We start from the raw sequence: 22,050 nt of genomic DNA, 5'->3' as shown, positions 1-22,050 counted from the left end.
AAAAATAATCTTGTTATAATGATGAAATGAAATCGTTCTCATAAAGTGAAACTTTAATCAGTGGGGATTTTCTTTATCCCCACTGATTATTAGTTGAACCAATCGGGCTTTTACGAGTAGTTGATTCCTCACCTAATTTCTTTGCTTTCGCTGAATTTTGAGTTAGGAATCTTACTGCCCGTTAAAGCGGGACAAATGGAGGGGCAACATGAAAAAAATAGGTGTAGGGATTGTAGGATTTGGATTTTCTAGTACAACATTTCACATCCCGTTATTACAAACGATAGAAGAATACGATATTCGTGCTATTTTATCATCAAAAGAAGAAGTAGTGAAACAAGCATTACCAAATGCTGAAGTTGTTGGTACAATTGATGAATTAGTAAATCGAGCTGATATTGACTTAGTGGTCATTACTTCACCGAATACAACCCATTTTCCATATGTAAAAGAAGCAATTGTACACGGTAAGCATGTTGTTGTGGAAAAACCATTCGTTGTTTCAATTGAAGAAGGAGAAGAACTTATTTCATTAGCGAACCGACATAATGTCGTTTTAAGTGTGTATCATAATCGCCGTTTGGATAATGATTTCTTAACGATAAAGAAATTATTACAAGAAAAAAGAATAGGGAATGTATACGCATATGAAGCGCATTTCGATCGTTTCCGCCCACATGTACGCGATCGCTGGAGAGAAAAGAACTTACCAGGATCAGGTATATTATATGATTTAGGATCGCATTTAATTGACCAAGCATTATCATTATTTGGGAAACCAGATGCGATAAGCGCAGATGTAATAAAACAACGACCAGGTGCAGAAGTGGATGATTACTTCCATGTTGTACTTCACTATGGAGTGAAGCGCGTTATTTTACATAGTAGCAGTTACGTAAAGCAAGCTGGACCACATTTTACACTGCATGGAGATAAAGGTTCTATCGTGAAGTATGGTATGGATTCACAGGAAGAACAATTAAAGACTGGAATGAAGCCAGGGGATAATGGTTATGGATCAGACTCTGAAGAGAATTTTGCTACTTTAGAAACAGAAGAAAGCTTAGAGCGTATTCCAACAGAAGTCGGCTGCTATGACATGTATTATAAAGGCGTGCGAGATAGCATATTAAATGGTGAAAAACTACCTGTAACTGCTCAAGAAGGTTTAGACGTTATTAAATTGATTCAATTGGCGACTGAAAGTAGTGAAACGGGTAGAGTCATTGCGGTAAAATAAAAAAAGACACGAATTTCGTGTCTTTTTTTATTAGGAATATGCGAATATGACTCATTATTTATTTTAGTCGTTTGTCATACATTAATTGGATTTGTATGCCGTAAGGATCTTCAATAATACCATATGCTTCACTAAATATATTTTTTTCTAGTGGAGAGATTATTTTCACATGCTTATCGGAAATTAAATTATTATAAAATCTTTGTATTTCTTCTAAATTAGCACTTTGAATGCAAAGTGACATGTTATTTCCAACGCTATAACGTTCAGTAGGGTTCATTGTATCTTCGGCTATCATTAGCTTTGTATTCCCAATTTGTAAAACAGAGTGGGCAATATGATCTTTATTTTCACTTGTAATTTCAAAAGAACTATCTCTTTTGGCCAGTTCTTCATACGTAACAATCATTAACTTCTTGGCCTCTAAATTACGTGTATAAAAATTAATTGCCTCCTTTGCTTGCCCATTCATTGAAAGAAAAATAGCTATTTCTAATGTCATAAATATATAACTCCTTTATTAGTTAATAATTATAATATAGACTAAAAAGGTTTCAATACATGACACCTTTTATGGAGGGAAATATGAAAAAAACTGAACGAATAAATGATATGCTTATTTTCTTAAATAATAAAAGATATTTTAATTTAAAAGATTTAATGGTTAGATATGATATTTCTAAAAGTACCGCGTTGCGAGATATTCAATCATTAGAAGAAATAGGTGTACCAATATATTCTGAACTAGGTAGAAATGGGAGTTATAAAATTATAGAAAATAGTGTGTTATCACCAATATATTTTAGTGTGGATGAAATGTATGCGTTATACTTTTCGATGCTTACATTAAATGGATACAAAACAAAGCCATTTAATATAGAAAGTATTGCGCTTGAAAATAAATTTAAACATGTATTACCTGATAATGTGAGTAAAAATATTTCAATCATGGAACGAACGCTTTCCTTTGAAGTAACAAATCATAGTAACTTTAGTCCGTTCTTAAAAGAACTTTTACAGGGGATTTTTGCTGAGCGAGTTTATCATTTAACATATTTAAAAAAAGATGAGGAGAAAGTATTGGTCGCCCAATTTATTCGAATAGAATCTAAATTTGGCCAGTGGTATGCTAAAATCTTTAATTTTGAGACAAATCATGTTCAAATAATTAGATGTGATAAAATTCTTTCTATTGTGGAAACAAGCAATACTAATTCAAAAAATCTTGAAGAATTGTTAAGTTATCTTACTAATTTTCATAGAAGGCCTGATGCAACTGATTTTATTGTCGTTGTTAATCAAAAAGGAAAAGACATTTTTGATAAAGAGAATTATCCCTCCATGAAGATACAAAAAGAAAACGAAAATTACATTATAACAGGCTATTTTAACAAGAAAGAAGTTGATTTTGTTTCAAGTTATTTTCTGAATTTCGGTGAAACGATTATCTCAATTCAGCCTGTTATGCTAAAAAAGTTAATTTATAATAAGGTATTATCTATAAAGCAGCATTTAACTTCGTTAAGATAAAGTTAGTATTAATAATTTTTTTAACACCAAAAAGCCCTTGAAATCTAAATATCCAAAGGGCCTTTTGGTGATTTTATTTGTTCTTTAGAAAAAAATTATTTTTCTGGGACGGACAGTCCATAAAAGAACATCGTAACGATATCTTGTATATGTTTTTCGCGATCTCCTTCAAGAAGCTGTGCCCCGAAATCATCACCTAATTTAGTGAACATTTGAATGTATAGCAACATCATTTCTTTAGTAAGGTGAGGGTTGATTTCATTTTTTTGCTGTGCTTGTTCTAGTATTTCTAAATACCAAGGCAAGATTTTTTCGTTTTGATAACTATAAATAAACTTTCGGAGCTCTTCATCTCTTTGCATCATTTGTAGCAACATATCAGGTTGGAATAACCCGCCAGTATTCATTTTTCTAATGATCATCTTTTGCATCATCTCATGAAAAGGTAATTTTTCTTCTGCAAGTTTTTTATAATATTGAAATTCAGATATTATAAATTCTTGTATAAGCTCCCTAAATAACGCATCTTTACTTCCGAAATGATTATAAATTGTCACTTGAGAAACGTTTGCTTTTTTTGCAATATGTTCTATTTTCACTTCATTAAATCCACGTTCTGAAAATAATGTAAAGGCCGCATCTTTAATGGCACGTTTTTTCTTTTCTTTCACTTTTTCAAAGCCGTTCAATACAATCACCTCAATTAAAATATACAAGAAAAAATAATTGAAAACAATATTTTTGAAATATGGACATATAAATATTTCAAAAAGTTGTTGCGAATATGAAAGATGAGGAGTACAATAATTTTGAAATATCAAATGTTAAATATTTCAAAAAATGAGGTGGGTTTATGATTTCAGTTCAAAATGTTACAAAACAGTTTTCAAATGGAAAAGGCTTGTTTGATATTACATTTGAAGTGAAAGAAGGAGAAGTTTTTGGCTACTTAGGACCAAATGGCGCTGGGAAATCAACAACGATTCGTAATTTAATGGGATTTATAAAACCGACGGCTGGTAAAGCGACAATTTTCGGATTAGATTGTTGGGAAGATGCTGCGAAAATTCAAAGAGAAGTTGGCTATTTACCAGGAGAAATTTCTTTTATTGAAGGAATGAATGGATTAGAATTTTTAAATTTGATGCAAGGAATGCGTGGGTTAAAAAATATAAAAAGACGAGATGAATTGATAGAACGTTTGCAGTTCGATGTGAAAACACCAATTCGAAAAATGTCTAAAGGAATGAAACAAAAAGTAGGTATAGTTGCAGCATTTATGCATGATCCAGAAGTGTTAATTTTAGATGAACCGACATCAGGACTCGATCCACTTATGCAACAAGTATTTATAGATTTAATATTAGAGGAAAAGCAAAGAGGAAAAACAATCCTTATGTCATCACATATTTTCACTGAAATTGAGAGAACTTGTGACAGAGTAGCTATTATTAAAGATGGTTGTCTTGTAACCGTTGAAAACATTCATGATTTACAAGGCATGAGAAGACAGGTGATAGATGTAACAGTATCATCTCAAGAAGAAATCGAATCTCTTAAACAATGTGATTTGCAATTTGAAGGAATGAAAGGTAGAGAGGCGTCAATTATTGTGCAAGGAAACTATCAAACTGTTTTACAAATACTTTCAAACTATAATGTAACTGCACTTCAAACGAGAGCGACGGATTTAGAACATTTATTTATGCATTATTACGAGAAGAAAGAAGGGGTAAAGCATGAATAAACAACTATTTTTAGCTAGTTTGAAAGAAACGAAAAAAAGTATATTCAGCTATGCTACTGGTGCAGCTCTTTATTTATGGTTATTAATTTGGATATTCCCATCGATGGTTTCAGCCAAAGGTTTAAATGAATTAATAAGTGCCATGCCTGATAGTGTGAAAAAAATTGTTGGAATGGAAAGTCCGATTCAAAATGTAATGGATTTTTTAGCTGGTGAATATTATAGTCTATTGTTTATTATCATTTTAACAATTTTTTGTGTCACGGTTGCAACGCATCTAATTGCTCGTCATGTAGATAAGGGGGCGATGGCATATTTATTAGCAACACCTGTATCCAGGGTGCAAATTACAATTACACAAGCTACTGTTCTCATATTGGGGCTACTAATAATTGTAATTGTCACTTATGTAGCTGGTATATTAGGTGCAAATTGGTTTTTAAAAGATAATAACTTAAATAAAGAATTATTTTTGAAAATAAATGTAGTTGGAGGGCTTATATTTTTAGTAGTTAGTGCCTATTCATTTTTCTTTTCTTGTATATGTAATGATGAAAGAAAGGCACTTAGCTACTCAGCCAGTTTAACAATCTTATTTTTCGTATTAGATATGGTAGGGAAATTAAGTGATAAGTTAGAGTGGATGAGAAATATATCTTTATTTACATTGTTTCGTCCGAAAGAAATTGCTGAAGGAACATATAATATATGGCCAGTAAGTATAGGCTTAACTGCTGGAGCACTTTGTATCTTCATAGTAGCAATTGTAGTGTTTAGGAAGAGGGATTTACCGTTGTAAATTAGAAAGTCCACTGAGAAAGTGGGCTTTTTTTGTTTGTAAATTCGAAGGGATATCTTTTAGAGAAACATTTAAGTAGATAGTCAAAATGGAATGTTTACATTTTTTCTTGTAGAAATATTCAAAAGAATTGAACCTTTTTCTAGGATACTCCGTCTAATATGTGTAAAGTTTAATTAATAGAGAGGCTGAAACAGGAGGACCAATTGTGAAAGTAATTCCTTTATATAAGATGATTGTAAAAGAAGAAACGGATGTTTCTTTAGCAAAAAAGGGTAATCACGAGGCTTTTATGACACTTATACATACAGAAAAAGTAAAGATGTATCGCATTGCGAAGGCGATGTTACGTGATGAGACGAATATAGAGGATGCGATGCAGGCAACAATTTTAAAAGCTTATGAAAATATAAAAAAACTGAAAAAGGAAGAATTTTTTCAAACTTGGCTCATTAGAATTTTAATAAATGAGTGTAACAATATAATTCGCTCTTATAAAAAAGTAATTGTAATTGAGGATCATGATAGTAATATGGTGGCGTTCGATCGATATGAAGATATTGACCTTTGTAATGCTATTCAGTCTTTAACGGAAGAACTAAGAGCTGTAACTGTACTTTATTATTATGAAGATATGAATCAAGAAAGTATTGCAACGCTTTTAGAAATTCCAAAAGGAACGGTTAAATCAAGATTGTCACGTGCAAGGGAACAATTAGAAGAGCGATTAAAGATGGAGTAGGAGGTGGTTAAAATGGATAAAGAAAAATTATTTGATGAAAAATTAAAAAAGAGAATAGAAAAGGATAATACCGTATTGCCACAGGCACTAAATGAAAAAATTAATGATACACTTCATAATCTTCCTGTAAAAAGAAAGAGTTATAGAGTACATATGATGTTTATTAGTGCCGCTGTTCTAACGCTATCAATTGTATCTATGTCTGAGTTTTCTATACAGAGCTTTGCACAAAATGGAGGGATGTTTAATTACGTAAAGAAGAATGCGTTTTCTGATTATGAGAATGAAGAAGAAATAAAGTCGAACGTCAATTATCCAGATAAGGAAAAGATTCATCAAAAGATGCTTGATTCAATTGATCATTTCCAAAATGTTTCAGGGCAATTCGAAGAATATTCTAGCTCTACAAGAATTGCTACAACATATAAATATGCGATTGATACGGAGAAACAAAGTGGTATTTCATCTAAAGAAGACAAGCTATCGAAAAAAAGCACGATGATTTATAGTGAGGAAGGAAAAAAAGAGTTTAATGATAAGAATAATACGTATAAAGAGACGAGATGGAGTCCAAAAGAAAGAAATAATGAACTATTAAAATTAAGCCCTACGGAAAGGTTATTGAGAAAATCAAGTGAGAAGAAACGGTATGATGACGAATATGTGGGATTCGCTAAGTACAGTATTCAATCAGAATTTGCTGATCTATTAATTCGATATAAAGATTGGAGTTATAAAGAAACGAAGTATCTTGGACTCGATTGCTACAAAATAGAAGGGGTAATAAACATAGAAATGCCTGTAAGTACATCTGAAGATTTGAGTGGGAAATTTGAAATGGTTGTAGAGAAAAATATGGGGATTATGTTGAAGTTCCTTAGTTTCCATGAAGGTATGATTCAATATTCGATTACGACTGAATGGATACAAATAAACAAAGGATTGAAAGAGAATGTATTTCAAAAGGATAGCACTAATTATGAAAAATTGAAAAACATATTAGATGAATAGAAAACGGAGGGAACTATATGGAGAATACCTCTCCTTCAAGAGAAAAGAAAAATAAACGAAAATATAAAAAGACAACGATCATAAGTGTATTGTTAGGAGTATTACTATTTGGCGGAGTTGGGTATGGTGCTTATGTATATATGAAAACTTCTAATCTCGTACAAAAATCTAATTTGAACTTATCGCGTGGTGAAAAATCAAATTTACGTGAGAAAGCTGTAAAGCCAATTACACACAACGTTTCAATGTTAATTATGGGGATTGATGAAAATCAAGAACGGCAAAAGGGGTATAATGGTGCATTTCATACGGATGCATTATTGTTAGCTACGTTTAATAAAGAAGATAAGACAGTGAAATTAACTAGTATACCAAGAGATACTTATACATATGTTCCAATCGAAAAGAAAAAAGATAAAATAACACACGCATATGGAAGTGGTTTCGTTAAAAACGGAAAGGATGGAGGGCCACAAGCTTCTGTTGAGGCGGTAGAAAAGTTGCTGCAAGTACCGGTAGATTATTTTGTGAAATTTAATTTTGGGTCATTTATTAAAATTGTCGATGGGCTCGATGGTGTTGAGGTAGATGTCCCGGTTGAATTTACTGAACAAAATAGTAAAGACGAACCCGATACGATTCACTTGAAAAAAGGGGTTCAAAAATTAACGGGAGAAGAAGCACTTGCTTTGGCGAGAACTCGTCATATTGATAGTGATGCAATGAGGGGACAGCGCCAACAACTTGTTATTGAGGCGATTTTAAGTAAATTAAAAAGTGTAGGGTCTATTACAAAACTGGAGAAAATGGTTGAGGCCGTCGATGGCGATTTTAAAACAAATTTAGCATTGGATGATATTTTATCTTTTTATAAATATGGTTTAGATTGTTCAGTTGAGAAGATTCAACTGAACGGTGATGATATATATTTACCAAATGGCCCAAATGGGAATCGTGTATATTATTATAATCCTAATAAAAAAGACTTGCAAAATTTGAGTAATACACTCAGAACACATCTTGGATTAAGTGAGAAGCAAATTGAGGGAAATTAAAGCGGATGCTATATCTGCTTTTTTTGTTTTTGTAGGAAAGAGATCTCTAGAATATACATTATTTATTAACAACAATTTACAGTCTATTTATTGGAAAGTATCATTAACACTATTAAATTAGTGTATATGTAACGATAATAAATGATGTTAAAAAACTATATGGAATTTTTATGAATATTACTGTAAGAAAATAATTTTTTAATAATTTTCAATAATAACACTTTACAAATTTAAAAAAATTAGTAGAATAAGAAGTAGTAAGAATCGTCTGATAAATATATAAAGAAAAACAGAATTATCAGAAAATTCTTAAATAGCTATCGTTTAGAATTAGGGAGGGTACAAAAATGAAAAAGAAAAAAATGAAAAAACTAACAGCAGTTGTAGTACCGGTTTTAGCAATGAGCATGGCATTAACAGCATGTTCTACATCAGGCGGAGATAAAAAGACAAGCACAAATTCTAGCTCTAGTGGAGATAGTAAGTCAGGGGAAAAATTAGCGGCAAAACAAGTGTTGAATCGAACAGTAAACCAAGAGATTCCAACGATGGATTCTTCTAAATCAACAGATACAGTATCTTCACAAATGCTAGGGAATACGATGGAAGGATTATATCGTCTGGATAAAGATAATAAGCCTATTCCAGCGGCAGCAGAATCTAGCACGAAAAGTGAAGATGGTAAAAAATATACATTTAAACTGCGTAAAGATGCAAAATGGTCAAATGGAGATCCAGTAACGGCGAAAGATTTCGTATATGCTTGGCAACGTCTATTAGATCCAAAAACAGCTGCTGAGTATGCATTTATCGCATTCCCAATTAAAAATGCAGAAGTGGTTAATAAAGGTGAAAAACCTGTAGCTGAATTAGGAGTGAAAGCGGTAGATGATCTTACGCTTGAAGTTGAATTAGAGCAAGCGGTACCGTACTTCTTAAACTTAGTAGCATTCCCATCGTACTACCCATTAAATGAAAAATTCGTAAAAGAAAAAGGGGAGAAGTTCGGTATAGAGTCTGATACAACAGTTTATAATGGACCGTTCGTTCTTAAAGATTGGAAGCATGAACAAGGATGGCAATTAAAGAAAAATGATCAATATTGGGATAAAAAGACTGTAAAACTTGAAGAAGTTAACTTCAGTGTTGTTAAAGAACCAGCAACTCTTATCAATTTATATGATAGCGGTCAAGTTGACTTTGCTTTATTAACTGGAGAGTTCGTAGATAAATACAGAAATAAGAAAGATGAATTCGGAACATATTCACAAGTGAGTACGTATTTCATTCGTATGAACCAAAAACGTGATGGACAAGATACACCATTAAAGAGTAAAAAGTTACGTGAAGCAATTGCACTATCAGTTGATAAAAAGAATTTAGCAAACGTAATTTTAAATGATGGATCAAAAGAAGCTGACTTCTTAGTACCAAAAGGTTTAGCAACTGGACCAGACGGTAAAGACTTCCAAGAAACGTTTAAAAATGGTTTAAAACCAAATGCTAAAAAAGCTGCTGCAGCTTGGGAAGAAGCGAAAAAAGAGCTAGGTAAAGACCAAGTTACAATTGAATTCTTAAACTACGATACTGGTAATGCGAAAAAAGTTGGAGAATATATTAAGGACCAAATTGAGAAGAACTTAAAAGGTGTAACAGTTAACATTAAACTTCAACCATTTAAGCAAAAACTAAAATTAGAATCTGAGCAACAATATGATATTTCATACGGTGGTTGGAATCCAGATTATGCAGATCCAATGACGTTCTTAGATATGTTTGAGACTGGACATTCTCATAACCAAATGAGCTTCTCTGACCCTAAATATGACGGCATGGTGAAAAAAGCTGGAACAGAATTAATGAGCGATGCGAAGAAACGTTGGGAAGAGTTAGGAAAAGCTGAAAAAACATTACTTGAAGAAGATGTAGCGATTGTACCTTTATACCAACGTGGAGATTCTTATGTTTTACAACCAAATGTAAAAGGTGTAGTAAAACATAATATCAGTCCAGAATTTAGCTTTAAGTGGGCATACGTGACTGAAAAATAATAGAGTTAAAAAAGCATTTCAAAGTAGCTTAGCTACTTTGAAATGCTTTTTTTTAGCTCAGTTAAATAGAGAAGAATAAGGGGTATAGTATGTAAATACAGTAGATGAGGGATAAATCATACTAAATTACGAAGGAAAAATCTGAATATTTAAAATAAAACTATTTACAAACACAGAAAATAGAGTAGAATAATATTAGTTATAATTTTCTGAAAAGTAAATCCTTAGCAAGGGGTTTCTCAAGGGTTGGTATTGTACATATAATTGGGGAGGGTATAAAAATGAAGAGAAAAAAGATGAAAAAGATGAAAAAGTTAACAGCAGTTGTAGTACCAGTTTTAGCGATGAGCGTTGCATTGACAGCGTGCTCTGGGTCAGGTGGAGAGAAGAAAACGACTACTACATCTAATAGTGGGGAAGAAAAAAAATCTGATATTAAATATGCAGCGAAGCAAGTATTGAATCGTACGGAAAATCAAGAAATTCCGACGATGGACACTTCTAAATCTACTGATACGTTAGGGGCACAAATTTTAGGGAACACGATGGAAGGATTATATCGTCTTGATAAAGATAATAAGCCTATTCCAGCTGCTGCAGAATCAAGTACGAAAAGCGAAGATGGTAAAAAATATACGTTTAAACTGCGTAAAGATGCGAAATGGTCCAATGGAGACCCTGTAACAGCGAAAGATTTCGTATATGGATGGCAGCGCTTACTTGATAAAAATACAGCTGCAGAATATGCGTTTATTGCCTACTATATTAAAAATGCAGAGGCAATTAATAAAGGTGAAAAACCTGCAACGGAATTAGGTGCAAAAGCGGTAGATGATTATACACTTGAAGTAGAATTAGAAAAACCAGTACCATATTTCTTAAACTTATTAGCATTCCCGTCATACTATCCATTAAATGAAAAGTTTGTAAAAGAAAAAGGAGATAAGTTTGGTTTAGAAGCAGATACAACGGTGTATAACGGACCATTCGTTATGTCTTCATGGAAACATGAACAAGGATGGCAGCTGAAGAAAAATGATAAATATTGGGATAATAAGACTGTGAAATTAGAAGAAATTAATTACAGTGTTGTAAAAGAAGTGGCTACAAAAGTAAATTTATATGATACAGGATCAATTGATTTCACACTACTATCAGGAGAGTTTGTAGATAAATATAAATCGAATAAAGATGAGTACGGTGAGTATGCAGAATCAAGTACATTCTTCTTACGTTTAAATCAAAAGCGTAACGGACAGGATACACCGTTAAAGAGCAAAAAACTGCGTGAAGCAATTGCGTTATCAGTTGATAAAAAGGGCTTAGCAAACGTTATTTTAAATAATGGATCAAAAGCAACAGATCAATTGGTTCCAAAGGGGCTTGCGACAGGACCTGACGGTAAAGATTACCAAGATACGTTTAAAAATGGTCTGAAACAAGATACGAAAAAAGCAGCAGCTGCATGGGAAGAAGCGAAAAAGGAACTTGGAAAAGATCAAGTTACAATTGAATTACTAAGCTATGATGATGGAACTGCGAAAAAGATTGCTGATTATGTTAAAGATCAAATTGAGAAAAATTTAAAAGGTGTAACGATTAATACGAAAATTCAGCCGTTCAAACAAAAATTAAAATTAGAGTCAGCGCAAGATTATGAAATCTCTTATGCAGGCTGGAGCCCAGATTATGCGGATCCAATGACATTTATTGATATGTTTGAATCGAAGAGCCCATATAACCAAATGAGTTATTCGAATCCGAAATACGATGAAATGGTGCAAAAAGCAGGTAATGAATTATTATCTGATCCGAAGAAGCGTTGGGAAGCGTTAGGAAAAGCAGAAAAATTATTCCTTGAAGAAGATGCAGGATTAGTTCCTTTATATCAAACAGGAAGATCATATGTAATGAAACCGAATGTAAAAGGCGTCGTTAAACATAACATCAGTCCAGAATATAGCTTTAAGTGGGCGTATGTAACTGAGGATGGCGGGAAAAAATAATATAGAGGCATTTTAAAAGTGGCTAAGCTGCTTTTGAAATGCTTTTTTGTATGAATAGGAGAACAAGGCACATGGAAATTTTGAGAAATGTTGAGGTTGCTTTTAAAATTCTACTGTAGGAAATTAGAAAAGAGTTCAACAATTGGATAGATAAATGATAGCAGAGAGTTCATATTGATGAGAAAAATATAGAACTTAGTAATAGAGAAGAATAAGAGGAGGTATGTTTACATATAGTAGATGGGGGATAATTCATATAGTAGTAATAGTAAAATAACAAGTTACTATCATAAAAAAATAAAATTTTAGAATATTCTTAAAAATACTTTACAAAACTGAAAAAAATAGTAGAATATTAATTAATAAGAATTTTCTGATAAATAAAGTTGGTAGAAATCTCTAAAAGTTAGTAGCGTACATATAATTGGGGAGGGTACAAGAATGAAGAAAAAGATGAAAAAGTTCACGGCGGTTGTAGCGCCAGTATTAGCGATGAGTATGGCGTTAACAGCATGTTCTGGGTCTTCCGGTGGGGAAAAGAAAACGACTACGACGTCTAATAATGGTGGGGAAGAGAAGAAATCCGATATTAAATATGCGGCAAAGCAAGTGTTAAATCGTACAGAAACGAATGAAATTCCGACGATGGATACTTCAAAAAATACAGATACACTTGGCTCGCAAATTTTGGGGAATACAATGGAAGGTTTATATCGCCTTGATAAAGATAATAAGCCAATCCCAGCTGTAGCAGAATCTAGTACAAAAAGCGAGGATGGTAAAAAATATACATTCAAATTACGTAAAGATGCAAAATGGTCAAACGGTGATCCTGTAACTGCGAAAGATTTCGTATTTGCATGGCAACGTCTAGTAGATCCACAAACAGCTGCTGAGTATGCATTTATTGCTTACTATCTTAAAAATGCAGAAGCAATTAATCAAGGGAAAGCAGAAGTTTCTACGTTAGGTGTAAAAGCAGTTGATGATTATACGCTTGAAGTTGAATTAGACAGACCGGTACCATATTTCTTGAACTTAATGGCATTTGCATCATACTATCCGTTAAATGAAAAGTTTGTAAAAGAAAAAGGGAAGAAATACGGTTTAGAGTCCGATACAACAGTTTATAACGGTCCATTTGTGCTTACTGATTGGAAGCATGAGCAAGGTTGGAAGTTGAAGAAAAATGATCAGTATTGGGATAAAAAGACAGTGAAATTAGATGAAATTAATTATAGTGTAGTAAAAGAAGCAGCTACTAGGGTGAATTTATATGATACAGGTGCAATTGATTTTGCACTTTTATCTGGAGAATTCGTTGATAAGTATAGAAATAAAAAAGATGAGTTTGGAGCATATTCGGAAACAAGTACGTTTTACTTACGTCTAAATCAAAAACGTGGTGGGCAAGATACACCGTTAAAGAGCAAAAAATTACGTGAAGCAATTGCATTATCGGTTGATAAGAAGGGTTTAACTAATGTAATTTTAAATGATGGTTCAAAACCAGTTGATTACTTAGTAGCAAAAGGTTTAGCAAGTGGACCAGACGGTAAAGATTTCGCAGAAACATTCAAGAATGGTTTAAAACAAGATTCCAAAAAGGCAGCAGCAGCTTGGGAAGAAGCGAAAAAAGAACTTGGAAAAGATCAAGTGACAATTGAATTATTAAATTATGATACTGGTAATGCGAAAAAAGTTGGGGAGTACGTGAAAGATCAAATTGAAAAGAATCTAAAAGGTGTAACAGTAAATATTAAACTTCAACCATTTAAGCAAAAACTAAAATTAGAATCAGATCAAGATTATGATTTCTCATATGGCGGCTGGAATCCAGATTATGCGGATCCGATGACGTACCTTGATATGTTTGAAACAAAGAATTCTCAGAACCAAATGAGCTACTCAAATTCAAAATATGATGACATTATTGATAAAAGTAAGACAGAATGGATGGCTGATGCAAAAAAACGTTGGGCAGAGTTAGGGAAGGCAGAGAAATTGTTACTTGAAGAAGATGTAGCGCTTGTACCTTTATATCAAAGTGCTAAAGCATATGTTATGCAACCAAATGTAAAGGGAATTGTGAAACATAATATTAGTCCGGAATATAGTTTCAAATGGGCGTATGTAGAAGAGAAATAATAAAAGAAACAAGCATTTTCAAGTTGCGGTATTATAGCACTTGAAAATGCTTGTTTTTCTGTGCACTATTTTTTTATGGATGAATATATGTATTATAGAAAACTCAAAGGAGAATCTCATGAAACGAAACACATACATTGATTTTCTAGCTTATTACGGAATAGGGAGTGCTCATCCTGGTGGTTTTACGTTAACGAAGCAATTGCTATCTCAATTGCCACTTAGACACGGAGCAAATGTTCTTGAGATAGGTTGCGGTACTGGGAAAACAGCGGCGTATATGACAAAAGAATTGGGTTATAAAGTGACAGCGGTTGAAAAGAATGAAATTATGATTCAAAAAGCGAAAGATAGATGGTTGTTTGATGGTTTAAATATACAATTGATTCAAGGCGATGTAGAAGGGTTACCGTGTTTAAATGATTCTTTTGAGCTTGTACTTGGAGAATCTATACTCGCTTTTACAAATAAAGAAAAGGTTATTTCGGAATGTTATCGTGTATTACAAAAGGATGGAAAGCTTGTTGTCATTGAAATGATTACCGAAAAACATATTGAGAAGAAAGAGGAGGAAAAGATTGGACAGTTATACGGTATGAAAGAATTATTAACTGAGAATGAGTGGATTCATTTATTTAAAGCAGCAAATTTTAAAAGAATTACAATTGCCGGTGGCGGAACTATTGCAGAAACAGTTGCAGGACATGTGGAAGAGCCAGAGTGGAATGTATCACCGTTTATTCCGGAAGAATTGTATGAGGCGTGGGTGCAACACGAACAAGTACTGCTTATGTATCAACATATTTTAGGGCATCGGATTTTTATATGTGAAAAATAGAAAAAGAGTTGGCTAAAGATAGTCAACTCTTTACTATGTTAGATGAAAAATAATGCAGCCAAAGTAATTCCAAAAATAAAGCCAAATCCGAGTTCAAGGCCCCAGCCACCGCCAAAGCCACAACCGCCGCAACCACGACGGCCACATCCGCAGCCACCGAATCCACCATCGAATCCACCACCACATCCAAATCCACAGTTATCACATCTGCTAAGACCGCCGCAAATATCACATCCGCCATTTGAATATGCGCCATGGTATCCAAATCCTGTATCAAAAGATGAACGCTGCTGTACTGGCTCAATCCAAACAGAATCATTTGTCACGTCTATTATTTTTCCTAAATGGATATGACCATCACGATCTTCAATTCGAACAACTTTTCCGAAATAACGTTGGCATGTATTATAACATTTTTGTCTATGCATGTTCTTTCCTCCTTCCGTATTACCGTAATACGATATGTAAGCAGGACAAGTGCGGCTTGTACGAATGACCTATCTATCATAATTGTTATACGAAAGGGGAAATATACGAACAGGATACATAACGAGGAGGAAGAGAAATGAAATCTACAGACCAATTTCAGACGTACGAAGTTCCTTGGGAGGAATTAATAGAAGCACTGCGAGGTGAAATGAAGAAACAAGTAGGAGCGGATATTATTGATACGGTCGTATGTAATTTGGAAGATGGTTTTGAAGTGTATACATATGTGCAGGGGGATTTGGATTTCGAGTATACAGAAGCTCTTGAACGAAAATATGGGAGTGACGGGAAAATCCCTAATTTGTTAACAGTTATGCTGGTAGCTAGCATTTATAATACGGGTGAAGAGAATATACGTTTACATGCAGATCAAAAGGAAAATCCGATTGTTGAAGTATATGTGAAGAAATAAAGTGAAACTTTAATCAGTGGGGGTTCTGTTCCTCCCCCACTGATTATTAGCCCACACCAATCGGTCTTTTACGAGCAGTTGATCTCCCATCTAACTTCTTTGCTTCAGCCCAATTTGAGGTGGGGGTCTTACGGCTCGCAAATAGAGGGATAAAGAGTGCGCTAATTATAGCGTGCTCTTTATTTCTTGTATTGAAAAGAAAATCAAACTTTAGTGGTGGAATTTATAGCGGGAAAAGTATGAAAGCTATGTGTTATTTCAGATATATAATAAGGAAAAAACTCGAAATAAAATATGTGAGTAGTTCATTTTTATTTACATAATGTAATTGCTTTGAACTGTTGTCCTAAAATACAAGTCATATATCTTGTTTCCCCTCATAAATTTAAACATAGGAATTTGTCTACAAAGGTGGCGAAGCCTCATCATGAAAATTCGAATTTGTGCCACGTTCATGTTGTTTCTATTTATATGTTTACCTTTTTCAGTTTTTGCAAAAGGAGAGGAGGCAAAGGAAAGGGTCGTTTCACTTGTATATGATGATTCGGGCAGCATGAGAAATAACGATCGCTGGAAGTATGCCAATTACGCCTTGCAAAGTTTAGTTGCGCTATTAGATGAGAAAGATAAATTTTCTTACGTTCCAATGAGTAAGCCAAATGATCCGTTAAACATTTCGTTAACAAAGGATCAAAGGCAAACAGAAATTAATGCAATCGGCGCGTGGAAAACATATTTAAATACTCCATTTAGCGCAGTAGAAACGGCGATGCAATCTATAGAGAAGGAAGCAGATATAGATGGGAAACGTGAATTTTGGCTTATTGTATTAACTGACGGGGCATTTAATGATTTGGAGAAAGATAAGATTGGCGGAAAAGAACAAATTACACAGAAGTTAGCACAGTTTAAGAAAGAGATGGATTCTAAAAAGATCTCTTTACACCCAGTCTTAATCACGATGGAAGAGGATTTAGGGCAGCAAGAAAAAGAGCAGTTAAATACGTTTAAAGAGATTTGGAAAAAAGAAATGAATGGAGTTGTCATGCCGTCTAGCGGTGAGGATGGTATTGTACAAAGTGTGAATCAAGTGGCAGCATTAGTTGCAAATCGTGATCCATTTTCTTCTGTTGAGTCGATTGTCAAAACGAAAATAGTAGGGAAAAAAGTAGAGATTACAACACCGTTTCCATTAAAGCGTATGACGCTTGTACGACAATCACCTTCTTTGTCTAATTATAAAGTTATGCAACTTTCCAAACCGTTACAATTGCAGTCTTCTTTTTCTATACATGCACCAGGAGAAGCTAAATTATTCGGAAATATAGTGCATGTAAGTACAGCGAATCAGGAAGTGATTAAGCCAGGGACATATACGATAGAAGTGGATCAGGACATTGAAAAAGAGGGATTACAAGTACTTGTTGAACCAGCGCTTAATTATACTGTTTCTACGTACGACAAAGATGATAAAGATAGAAAAAATGTTGAGAAAATGTATGAAGGTGTGACAGCTGTTATTGAAGCGAAACCTACTGAATTACCAATTCAAACTTCTTATTTCGAAGCAGAAGTAGAAATAGACGGAAAGCAGTATCCGATGAAGTGGGATGATAAAAGACATGTGTTTTATTACGAGACAAAGGTTGGTAAAGAGTTAGTACGCGGGAAAGTCCATATGAATATAAAGGGATTTTATAGACAGACGAAAGAATTCAAGATTGAACCAGCTGAAAAACCAAAATTAACACTTCAAGCTGTTACGAAAGATTATGAAGAAAAGGTAACAAATTTAGAAAATAGTAAACCATTTATTTTACAGCCCCAGTTAAATGGTAAACCGATGACAGAAGAGGCTGTAAAGAAACTATTAGAATCTACTGGTGTCACATCGAATCAATCGATCAACTATGAATTAAAACAGCATGGTAGTCAAGTTTATGTTTATCCTCGACCTTATTACTCCGACACATTCAATTTTACAGATACCGGCACCGTAGAGGCTACCATCACGATCAATGATTCAACATTACAAGAAGTAAAGGAAAAGATCGTACTGCACATTGAAAATGCGCCGTTTTTTGAGAAGTATGCGCTCATTTTTAAATTTGTAATTCCTATCACTTTATTACTTTTAATAGTAGGAATTATTATTTTAGGATGGATTGTTCGTCCGAGATTTCATCGGAAAGCATTACTATATTACGAATGGGATCAAGAAGTAGCGAAAGATTGGCTTTATCAATCTGAACCAGAGTTACTTAAAAATAAATGGTGGAAGCACTATTTTGGCATTCCATTCCGAGCAGAAAGAAAGACTGTGCAATCTGTAACATTAATAGCGAAAAAAGGATCGAAATCTATATTTGTAGCGAAAGAATCGCAAGTGGTTGGGATGATTATTGATGGGATGTTTATAACAGAGGAAGAGGTAGGAATGGAGCATAAGACGTTGTATCCAAATGAACTTTTAGTAATTGATAGAGGATATGGTAAGGAGATTTACCGGTACGAATGTGAATAGTAGATAGGGTGTAAGAGGGGCGGAGGAGGCCCGGCTCTCTTTATTCTTCTTTTCAAACAAGCAAGAATAGGAAGGTGGTTCACATGACATTACAAGTTCCAACAATTTTAATTGGCTTAGGTGGAATCGGTAGTACTGTCACACATCAAATATATGAAAGATTACCTGAGGAGCGTCGTAAAAAGGTAGCGATGCATGTATTTGATACAGATGTGAATACATTGAGTAAATTTGATCATATTCGGAAGTTTAAGACGCAAACGAGCTCGAGTAAAACACCGAGAGAGTATATTGCGGGAGATCCAACGATTCCAGAGTGGTTTCCGATGGACCCGACTATACTCGATAAACCGTTAACAGAAGGGGCTGGACAGTTACGCGTCATTTCACGGTTAGCGTTACGTGCTGCGATGAAAGAAGATAAACTCACATCGTTTTGGCAAGAAATCGAGAAGATTTTTCCAGTTACAAGTGATCAGACCGAATATGGTGTACGTGTCATTATTGTAACATCACTAGCCGGCGGAACAGGCTCAGGGATGTTTTTACAAATCGCATTATATTTGCGTGAGATGCTCCGGAAGAAATTGCAGCATCATAACATTTTAATTCGCGGTGCGTTTTTAATGCCAGATGTTTTAGTTAAGACGAGAACGGTTAGTGCGAAAGAGTTTGAAACTGTGCAAGCGAATGGTTATGCATCGTTAAAAGAGTTGCACGCTATTACGCTTGGGTCGACTGGTGAATTATCAAAACGAGGCGGCGTAACGATTGAATTAGAATATCGTCCTGATCAAGTGGATGAAGATGGAAGAACAAACCATACGATAAAGCAGCATCATTTACCGTACAATTATTGTTTCTTATATGATTATGAAAATTTACATGGGCACCATTTGCACAATTTATCGGATTATATGGAGCAAATGGCAAATACGATTTATTTACAGTTATTTAGTCCAATGTCTGCAAATCATTTTGCCCAAGAAGATAATCAAATTCAGCAATTGGCAGAATCGAGTGGGAAAGGGAGATATTGCGGAGCAGGAACGGCGAAGCTCATTTATCCGTATGAGCACGTTTTGAAATACTGTGCTTTAAAATGGGCGGTGCAAGGTTTAGATGAATCGTGGCTTCATTTAGATCAACTGTTTCAAGAGAAGAAGCAAAGATACGATCAAGATGTAAAACGTGGTATGCAGCGTGAACAGCCAGAGCGTGGGAAAAGTTATTTAGAAGATTTAGAGCATCTTGCTACTCGTCCAGAACAGGCTCATATTTTTTATAGACAAATGTTCAATGAGACGCGCGAAGGAGCAGAGGGCAGTAAGGTTGGTGTCGCGAAGTCTAAGTTGTTTTTAGAGGCTGTCGAAAGCTATGTACACCGTACAGTGCAAAAAGATGAAGAATTAAATCGCCTGCAGCATGAGTGTAAAATATCGGCTGCGAAGCTTAAAATGATGGAACAAATGAAGGGGGAAGTAGCGAGAGTTGATCATGCGGTTCGTTTATATGCTTATGCCATTCCGAGCCGTGTACATGAGCATGTGACTACTCTTTTATATGACATGATCGAATCAGATCGTTTTACACCGAGTGGCTCAGAAGGACAGTCTTATCAATTAAATACATGGTTTTTAAAGAAAACGGATCCTGTCCATCCAGTCGCAGCACGTTTTATGCTGTATGAAATTCGAAAGCAGTTAGTAGAGAAGATGAATCGACTGCATGAAAATAATGAACAAAAGCGTAATTTAATTCAAAACTACGATAAGAAATTTAATGTGAGTAATATTGATGGAACGGTAACGGCTGTTCGCCGCGTTGAAATTGCGCAGCAACAAGGCTGGGTCGGGAAAATGTTTTACAATCAGCAACGTGTGTTCAAAAAAGAATTTGAAGATATCGTAACGCAATATGTCCACAAATTAAGTGAGTATCGTAAAGAAATGTTATTAGAACTCGTGTATCAATCGCTATACCAAGCAGTTGATAAAATGATTCAATATTGGGAAAGGTTCTTTGATAATTTACACGAAACACGTGAAAATTTATTGTTTGAAATCCAAAAGCGAAGCAAGGAATTTGAGGGGAAAACGAACCCGACGAATGTATACGTATTAGCTGAAGAGAAATTGCAAGAAAAGATTTGGCAAGATATGCAGCAGCATTTAAATTTAGGTGTATTACCGAAAGATATATCGTCCGAAATTTATATGAGCTTGTACGGGGAATATTGTCGTGATGCGAAAGCCGAAGAAATTCAGTCGAAAAAGGTGGAAGACTTCTATCGTGAACATATATTGAGTTATTGTTATGACGAACTTCAAGTGCGCTATCGTGACAAACTAGAGCTTAATATCGTTGAAGCATTGCGAAAAGAAGCAGATTTCAAGAAACGTGATCGTGATGAATACGTTCGTGAAAAAATTGAAGATCTTTTCCAGTTAGCAAGTCCGTTCGTTCCGAAAGTTTCTCATCATAGAGAGTTACAATATTGGGGCGTACATCCTTCTTTAAAACAAGAATTGCAAGAAGAGTTATTGCAAGAAATGTTTAAAGAAAAAGATACGGTAAACGAGGCGTTTTCACCATTTGAAGTGATTTGTTATCGTGCTCATTACGGATTATCGCTACAAGATTTTCCTAAGCTTTCATCTGGACATATTGCGAATGGCTTTATGAACGATAAAGGTGATTATTTTCAATCGTATTATCGCCGCGTGAACAAATTAAATAGTAAAAAATCTAGTTTGACGCCGCATTTAGATAAATATTGGCACTTACCAGCCTTTATGCCAGACTTGAATGCAACGCAAACGAAGTTAGATTACGATAAATGTAATCGTGCTCTTCTGTACGCGTATATGTATCGCTGGATTAGCCTAGTGGCTGTTGATGGACAGTTCGTGTATCAATATAACGGTGTTGGCCGTAGCTTTTTAATTCAGTCGATGGGGAAAAATATTTCAAGTGAAAGTTATAAGTTGCACAGAGCATTGCTTCATAATCCGTTTATTTATGAAAACATCTTGTCACGATTTGAAGAAGAACAAGAAAAGGCAATGATACAAGGTGGACATTTATATACACATGCATTTGTATTAGGCGCTCAAGATATAAGATGGCTCCGTAAAGAGCATGTTCATAATATTTTAGATATGATTTTAATGTATGACCGTGAGGCAAAATATGACCCGACGTTAGAAGAAACATCTGACGATTTGTTAAGGCTATTCCTTGATGAAATTGAGCTGTATTTCCAAAACTATTACGGAACAGGTGCAGATATGGTTGCGAAGAAAGAGAAAGAGATGTTTATGAAACAATTGTGGGATCGTTCGTATGCGAAAGGGTATGTGGATCCAAATAGTGCGCCTTATAAAAAATGGCAAAATATATTACATGTTCCCGATGAAGAAGAAGTGCCAAAAACGAATGTATAATGAGTGAAAAGG

The 22,050-nt window shown here is 34.4% G+C and carries 17 protein-coding genes; 14 read left to right on the top strand and 3 right to left on the bottom strand.

Annotated elements, in window-relative coordinates:
• The first annotated feature begins 208 nt into the window (after positions 1 to 208).
• On the top strand, positions 209 to 1,240 hold the full coding sequence (locus MR066_RS17495; RefSeq protein WP_002014316.1) for an oxidoreductase: 1,032 nt from the start codon (positions 209 to 211) through the stop codon (positions 1,238 to 1,240).
• Positions 1,241 to 1,298: 58 nt separating this feature from the next.
• Here the strand turns inward: MR066_RS17495 and MR066_RS17490 are convergent, their stop codons facing one another.
• Positions 1,299 to 1,742 (bottom strand): VOC family protein, encoded by a 444-nt coding sequence (locus MR066_RS17490; protein ID WP_002014318.1) that lies wholly within the window; start codon positions 1,740 to 1,742, stop codon positions 1,299 to 1,301.
• A 59-nt stretch (positions 1,743 to 1,801) separates the two neighbouring features.
• On the opposite strand from MR066_RS17490, the gene MR066_RS17485 reads away from it, so the two are divergent.
• On the top strand, positions 1,802 to 2,770 hold the full coding sequence (locus tag MR066_RS17485; protein ID WP_242247977.1) for a helix-turn-helix transcriptional regulator: 969 nt from the start codon (positions 1,802 to 1,804) through the stop codon (positions 2,768 to 2,770).
• Positions 2,771 to 2,865: 95 nt separating this feature from the next.
• On the opposite strand, the gene MR066_RS17480 is transcribed toward MR066_RS17485, so the two are convergent.
• On the bottom strand, positions 2,866 to 3,486 hold the full coding sequence (locus MR066_RS17480) for a TetR/AcrR family transcriptional regulator (protein WP_079998970.1): 621 nt from the start codon (positions 3,484 to 3,486) through the stop codon (positions 2,866 to 2,868).
• 137 nt (positions 3,487 to 3,623) lie between these two features.
• Here MR066_RS17480 and MR066_RS17475 point away from each other — a divergent pair, with 137 nt between their 5' ends.
• The 9 genes from MR066_RS17475 to MR066_RS17435 all read left to right on the top strand — a co-directional run bounded on the left by MR066_RS17475 (position 3,624) and on the right by MR066_RS17435 (position 15,167).
• A complete protein-coding gene (locus MR066_RS17475; protein ID WP_002033569.1) occupies positions 3,624 to 4,517 on the top strand; it encodes an ABC transporter ATP-binding protein in 894 nt (297 codons plus the stop codon).
• A complete protein-coding gene (locus MR066_RS17470) occupies positions 4,510 to 5,316 on the top strand; it encodes an ABC transporter permease subunit (protein ID WP_242247975.1) in 807 nt (268 codons plus the stop codon). The genes MR066_RS17475 and MR066_RS17470 overlap by 8 nt, the downstream gene beginning before the upstream one ends.
• 208 nt (positions 5,317 to 5,524) lie before the next feature.
• The gene (locus MR066_RS17465; protein ID WP_000864747.1) at positions 5,525 to 6,058 is read left to right on the top strand and encodes an RNA polymerase sigma factor; all 534 of its coding nucleotides are present in this window, start codon (positions 5,525 to 5,527) and stop codon (positions 6,056 to 6,058) included.
• A gap of 12 nt (positions 6,059 to 6,070) precedes the next feature.
• The gene (locus tag MR066_RS17460) at positions 6,071 to 7,069 is read left to right on the top strand and encodes an anti-sigma factor (protein WP_242247974.1); all 999 of its coding nucleotides are present in this window, start codon (positions 6,071 to 6,073) and stop codon (positions 7,067 to 7,069) included.
• Positions 7,070 to 7,086: 17 nt separating this feature from the next.
• Positions 7,087 to 8,124, top strand: a complete 1,038-nt coding sequence (locus MR066_RS17455) for an LCP family protein (protein WP_242247972.1) — start codon at positions 7,087 to 7,089, stop codon at positions 8,122 to 8,124.
• 347 nt (positions 8,125 to 8,471) lie between these two features.
• Positions 8,472 to 10,175 (top strand): peptide ABC transporter substrate-binding protein, encoded by a 1,704-nt coding sequence (locus MR066_RS17450; RefSeq protein ID WP_061676023.1) that lies wholly within the window; start codon positions 8,472 to 8,474, stop codon positions 10,173 to 10,175.
• A 281-nt stretch (positions 10,176 to 10,456) separates the two neighbouring features.
• On the top strand, positions 10,457 to 12,181 hold the full coding sequence (locus MR066_RS17445; RefSeq protein ID WP_377897847.1) for a peptide ABC transporter substrate-binding protein: 1,725 nt from the start codon (positions 10,457 to 10,459) through the stop codon (positions 12,179 to 12,181).
• Between the two features lie 441 nt (positions 12,182 to 12,622).
• Positions 12,623 to 14,329, top strand: a complete 1,707-nt coding sequence (locus MR066_RS17440) for a peptide ABC transporter substrate-binding protein (protein ID WP_201064862.1) — start codon at positions 12,623 to 12,625, stop codon at positions 14,327 to 14,329.
• A 118-nt stretch (positions 14,330 to 14,447) separates the two neighbouring features.
• Positions 14,448 to 15,167, top strand: coding sequence for a class I SAM-dependent methyltransferase (locus MR066_RS17435; RefSeq protein ID WP_016092062.1), 720 nt, complete (start codon positions 14,448 to 14,450; stop codon positions 15,165 to 15,167).
• Positions 15,168 to 15,205: 38 nt separating this feature from the next.
• On the opposite strand, the gene MR066_RS17430 is transcribed toward MR066_RS17435, so the two are convergent.
• A complete protein-coding gene (locus MR066_RS17430; protein WP_061689989.1) occupies positions 15,206 to 15,595 on the bottom strand; it encodes a hypothetical protein in 390 nt (129 codons plus the stop codon).
• A gap of 137 nt (positions 15,596 to 15,732) precedes the next feature.
• Here MR066_RS17430 and MR066_RS17425 point away from each other — a divergent pair, with 137 nt between their 5' ends.
• The 3 genes from MR066_RS17425 to MR066_RS17415 all read left to right on the top strand — a co-directional run bounded on the left by MR066_RS17425 (position 15,733) and on the right by MR066_RS17415 (position 22,038).
• Positions 15,733 to 16,068, top strand: coding sequence for a hypothetical protein (locus MR066_RS17425; RefSeq protein WP_201064870.1), 336 nt, complete (start codon positions 15,733 to 15,735; stop codon positions 16,066 to 16,068).
• Between the two features lie 427 nt (positions 16,069 to 16,495).
• Positions 16,496 to 18,592: a vWA domain-containing protein gene (locus tag MR066_RS17420; protein WP_242247966.1), complete on the top strand. Its 2,097-nt coding sequence runs from the start codon at positions 16,496 to 16,498 to the stop codon at positions 18,590 to 18,592.
• Positions 18,593 to 18,675: 83 nt separating this feature from the next.
• Positions 18,676 to 22,038, top strand: coding sequence for a tubulin-like doman-containing protein (locus MR066_RS17415; protein WP_242247964.1), 3,363 nt, complete (start codon positions 18,676 to 18,678; stop codon positions 22,036 to 22,038).
• Positions 22,039 to 22,050: the final 12 nt, after the last annotated feature.

Origin of the sequence: Bacillus cereus group sp. BfR-BA-01523, from assembly GCF_022662615.1 — a bacterium.
Classification (GTDB): domain Bacteria; phylum Bacillota; class Bacilli; order Bacillales; family Bacillaceae_G; genus Bacillus_A; species Bacillus_A mycoides.
The sequence above is the reverse complement of the archived record's forward strand: the minus strand, read 5'-3'. Positions and strand labels throughout refer to the sequence as shown.

Coding starts and splice junctions, on each gene's coding strand:
- MR066_RS17495 (WP_002014316.1), top strand. CDS start 209: ATGAAAAAAATAGGTGTAGGGATTGTAGGATTTGGATTTTCTAGTACA.
- MR066_RS17490 (WP_002014318.1), bottom strand. CDS start 1,742: ATGACATTAGAAATAGCTATTTTTCTTTCAATGAATGGGCAAGCAAAG.
- MR066_RS17485 (WP_242247977.1), top strand. CDS start 1,802: ATGACACCTTTTATGGAGGGAAATATGAAAAAAACTGAACGAATAAAT.
- MR066_RS17475 (WP_002033569.1), top strand. CDS start 3,624: ATGATTTCAGTTCAAAATGTTACAAAACAGTTTTCAAATGGAAAAGGC.
- MR066_RS17470 (WP_242247975.1), top strand. CDS start 4,510: ATGAATAAACAACTATTTTTAGCTAGTTTGAAAGAAACGAAAAAAAGT.
- MR066_RS17460 (WP_242247974.1), top strand. CDS start 6,071: ATGGATAAAGAAAAATTATTTGATGAAAAATTAAAAAAGAGAATAGAA.
- MR066_RS17455 (WP_242247972.1), top strand. CDS start 7,087: ATGGAGAATACCTCTCCTTCAAGAGAAAAGAAAAATAAACGAAAATAT.
- MR066_RS17450 (WP_061676023.1), top strand. CDS start 8,472: ATGAAAAAGAAAAAAATGAAAAAACTAACAGCAGTTGTAGTACCGGTT.
- MR066_RS17445 (WP_377897847.1), top strand. CDS start 10,457: ATGAAGAGAAAAAAGATGAAAAAGATGAAAAAGTTAACAGCAGTTGTA.
- MR066_RS17440 (WP_201064862.1), top strand. CDS start 12,623: ATGAAGAAAAAGATGAAAAAGTTCACGGCGGTTGTAGCGCCAGTATTA.
- MR066_RS17435 (WP_016092062.1), top strand. CDS start 14,448: ATGAAACGAAACACATACATTGATTTTCTAGCTTATTACGGAATAGGG.
- MR066_RS17430 (WP_061689989.1), bottom strand. CDS start 15,595: ATGCATAGACAAAAATGTTATAATACATGCCAACGTTATTTCGGAAAA.
- MR066_RS17425 (WP_201064870.1), top strand. CDS start 15,733: ATGAAATCTACAGACCAATTTCAGACGTACGAAGTTCCTTGGGAGGAA.
- MR066_RS17420 (WP_242247966.1), top strand. CDS start 16,496: ATGAAAATTCGAATTTGTGCCACGTTCATGTTGTTTCTATTTATATGT.
- MR066_RS17415 (WP_242247964.1), top strand. CDS start 18,676: ATGACATTACAAGTTCCAACAATTTTAATTGGCTTAGGTGGAATCGGT.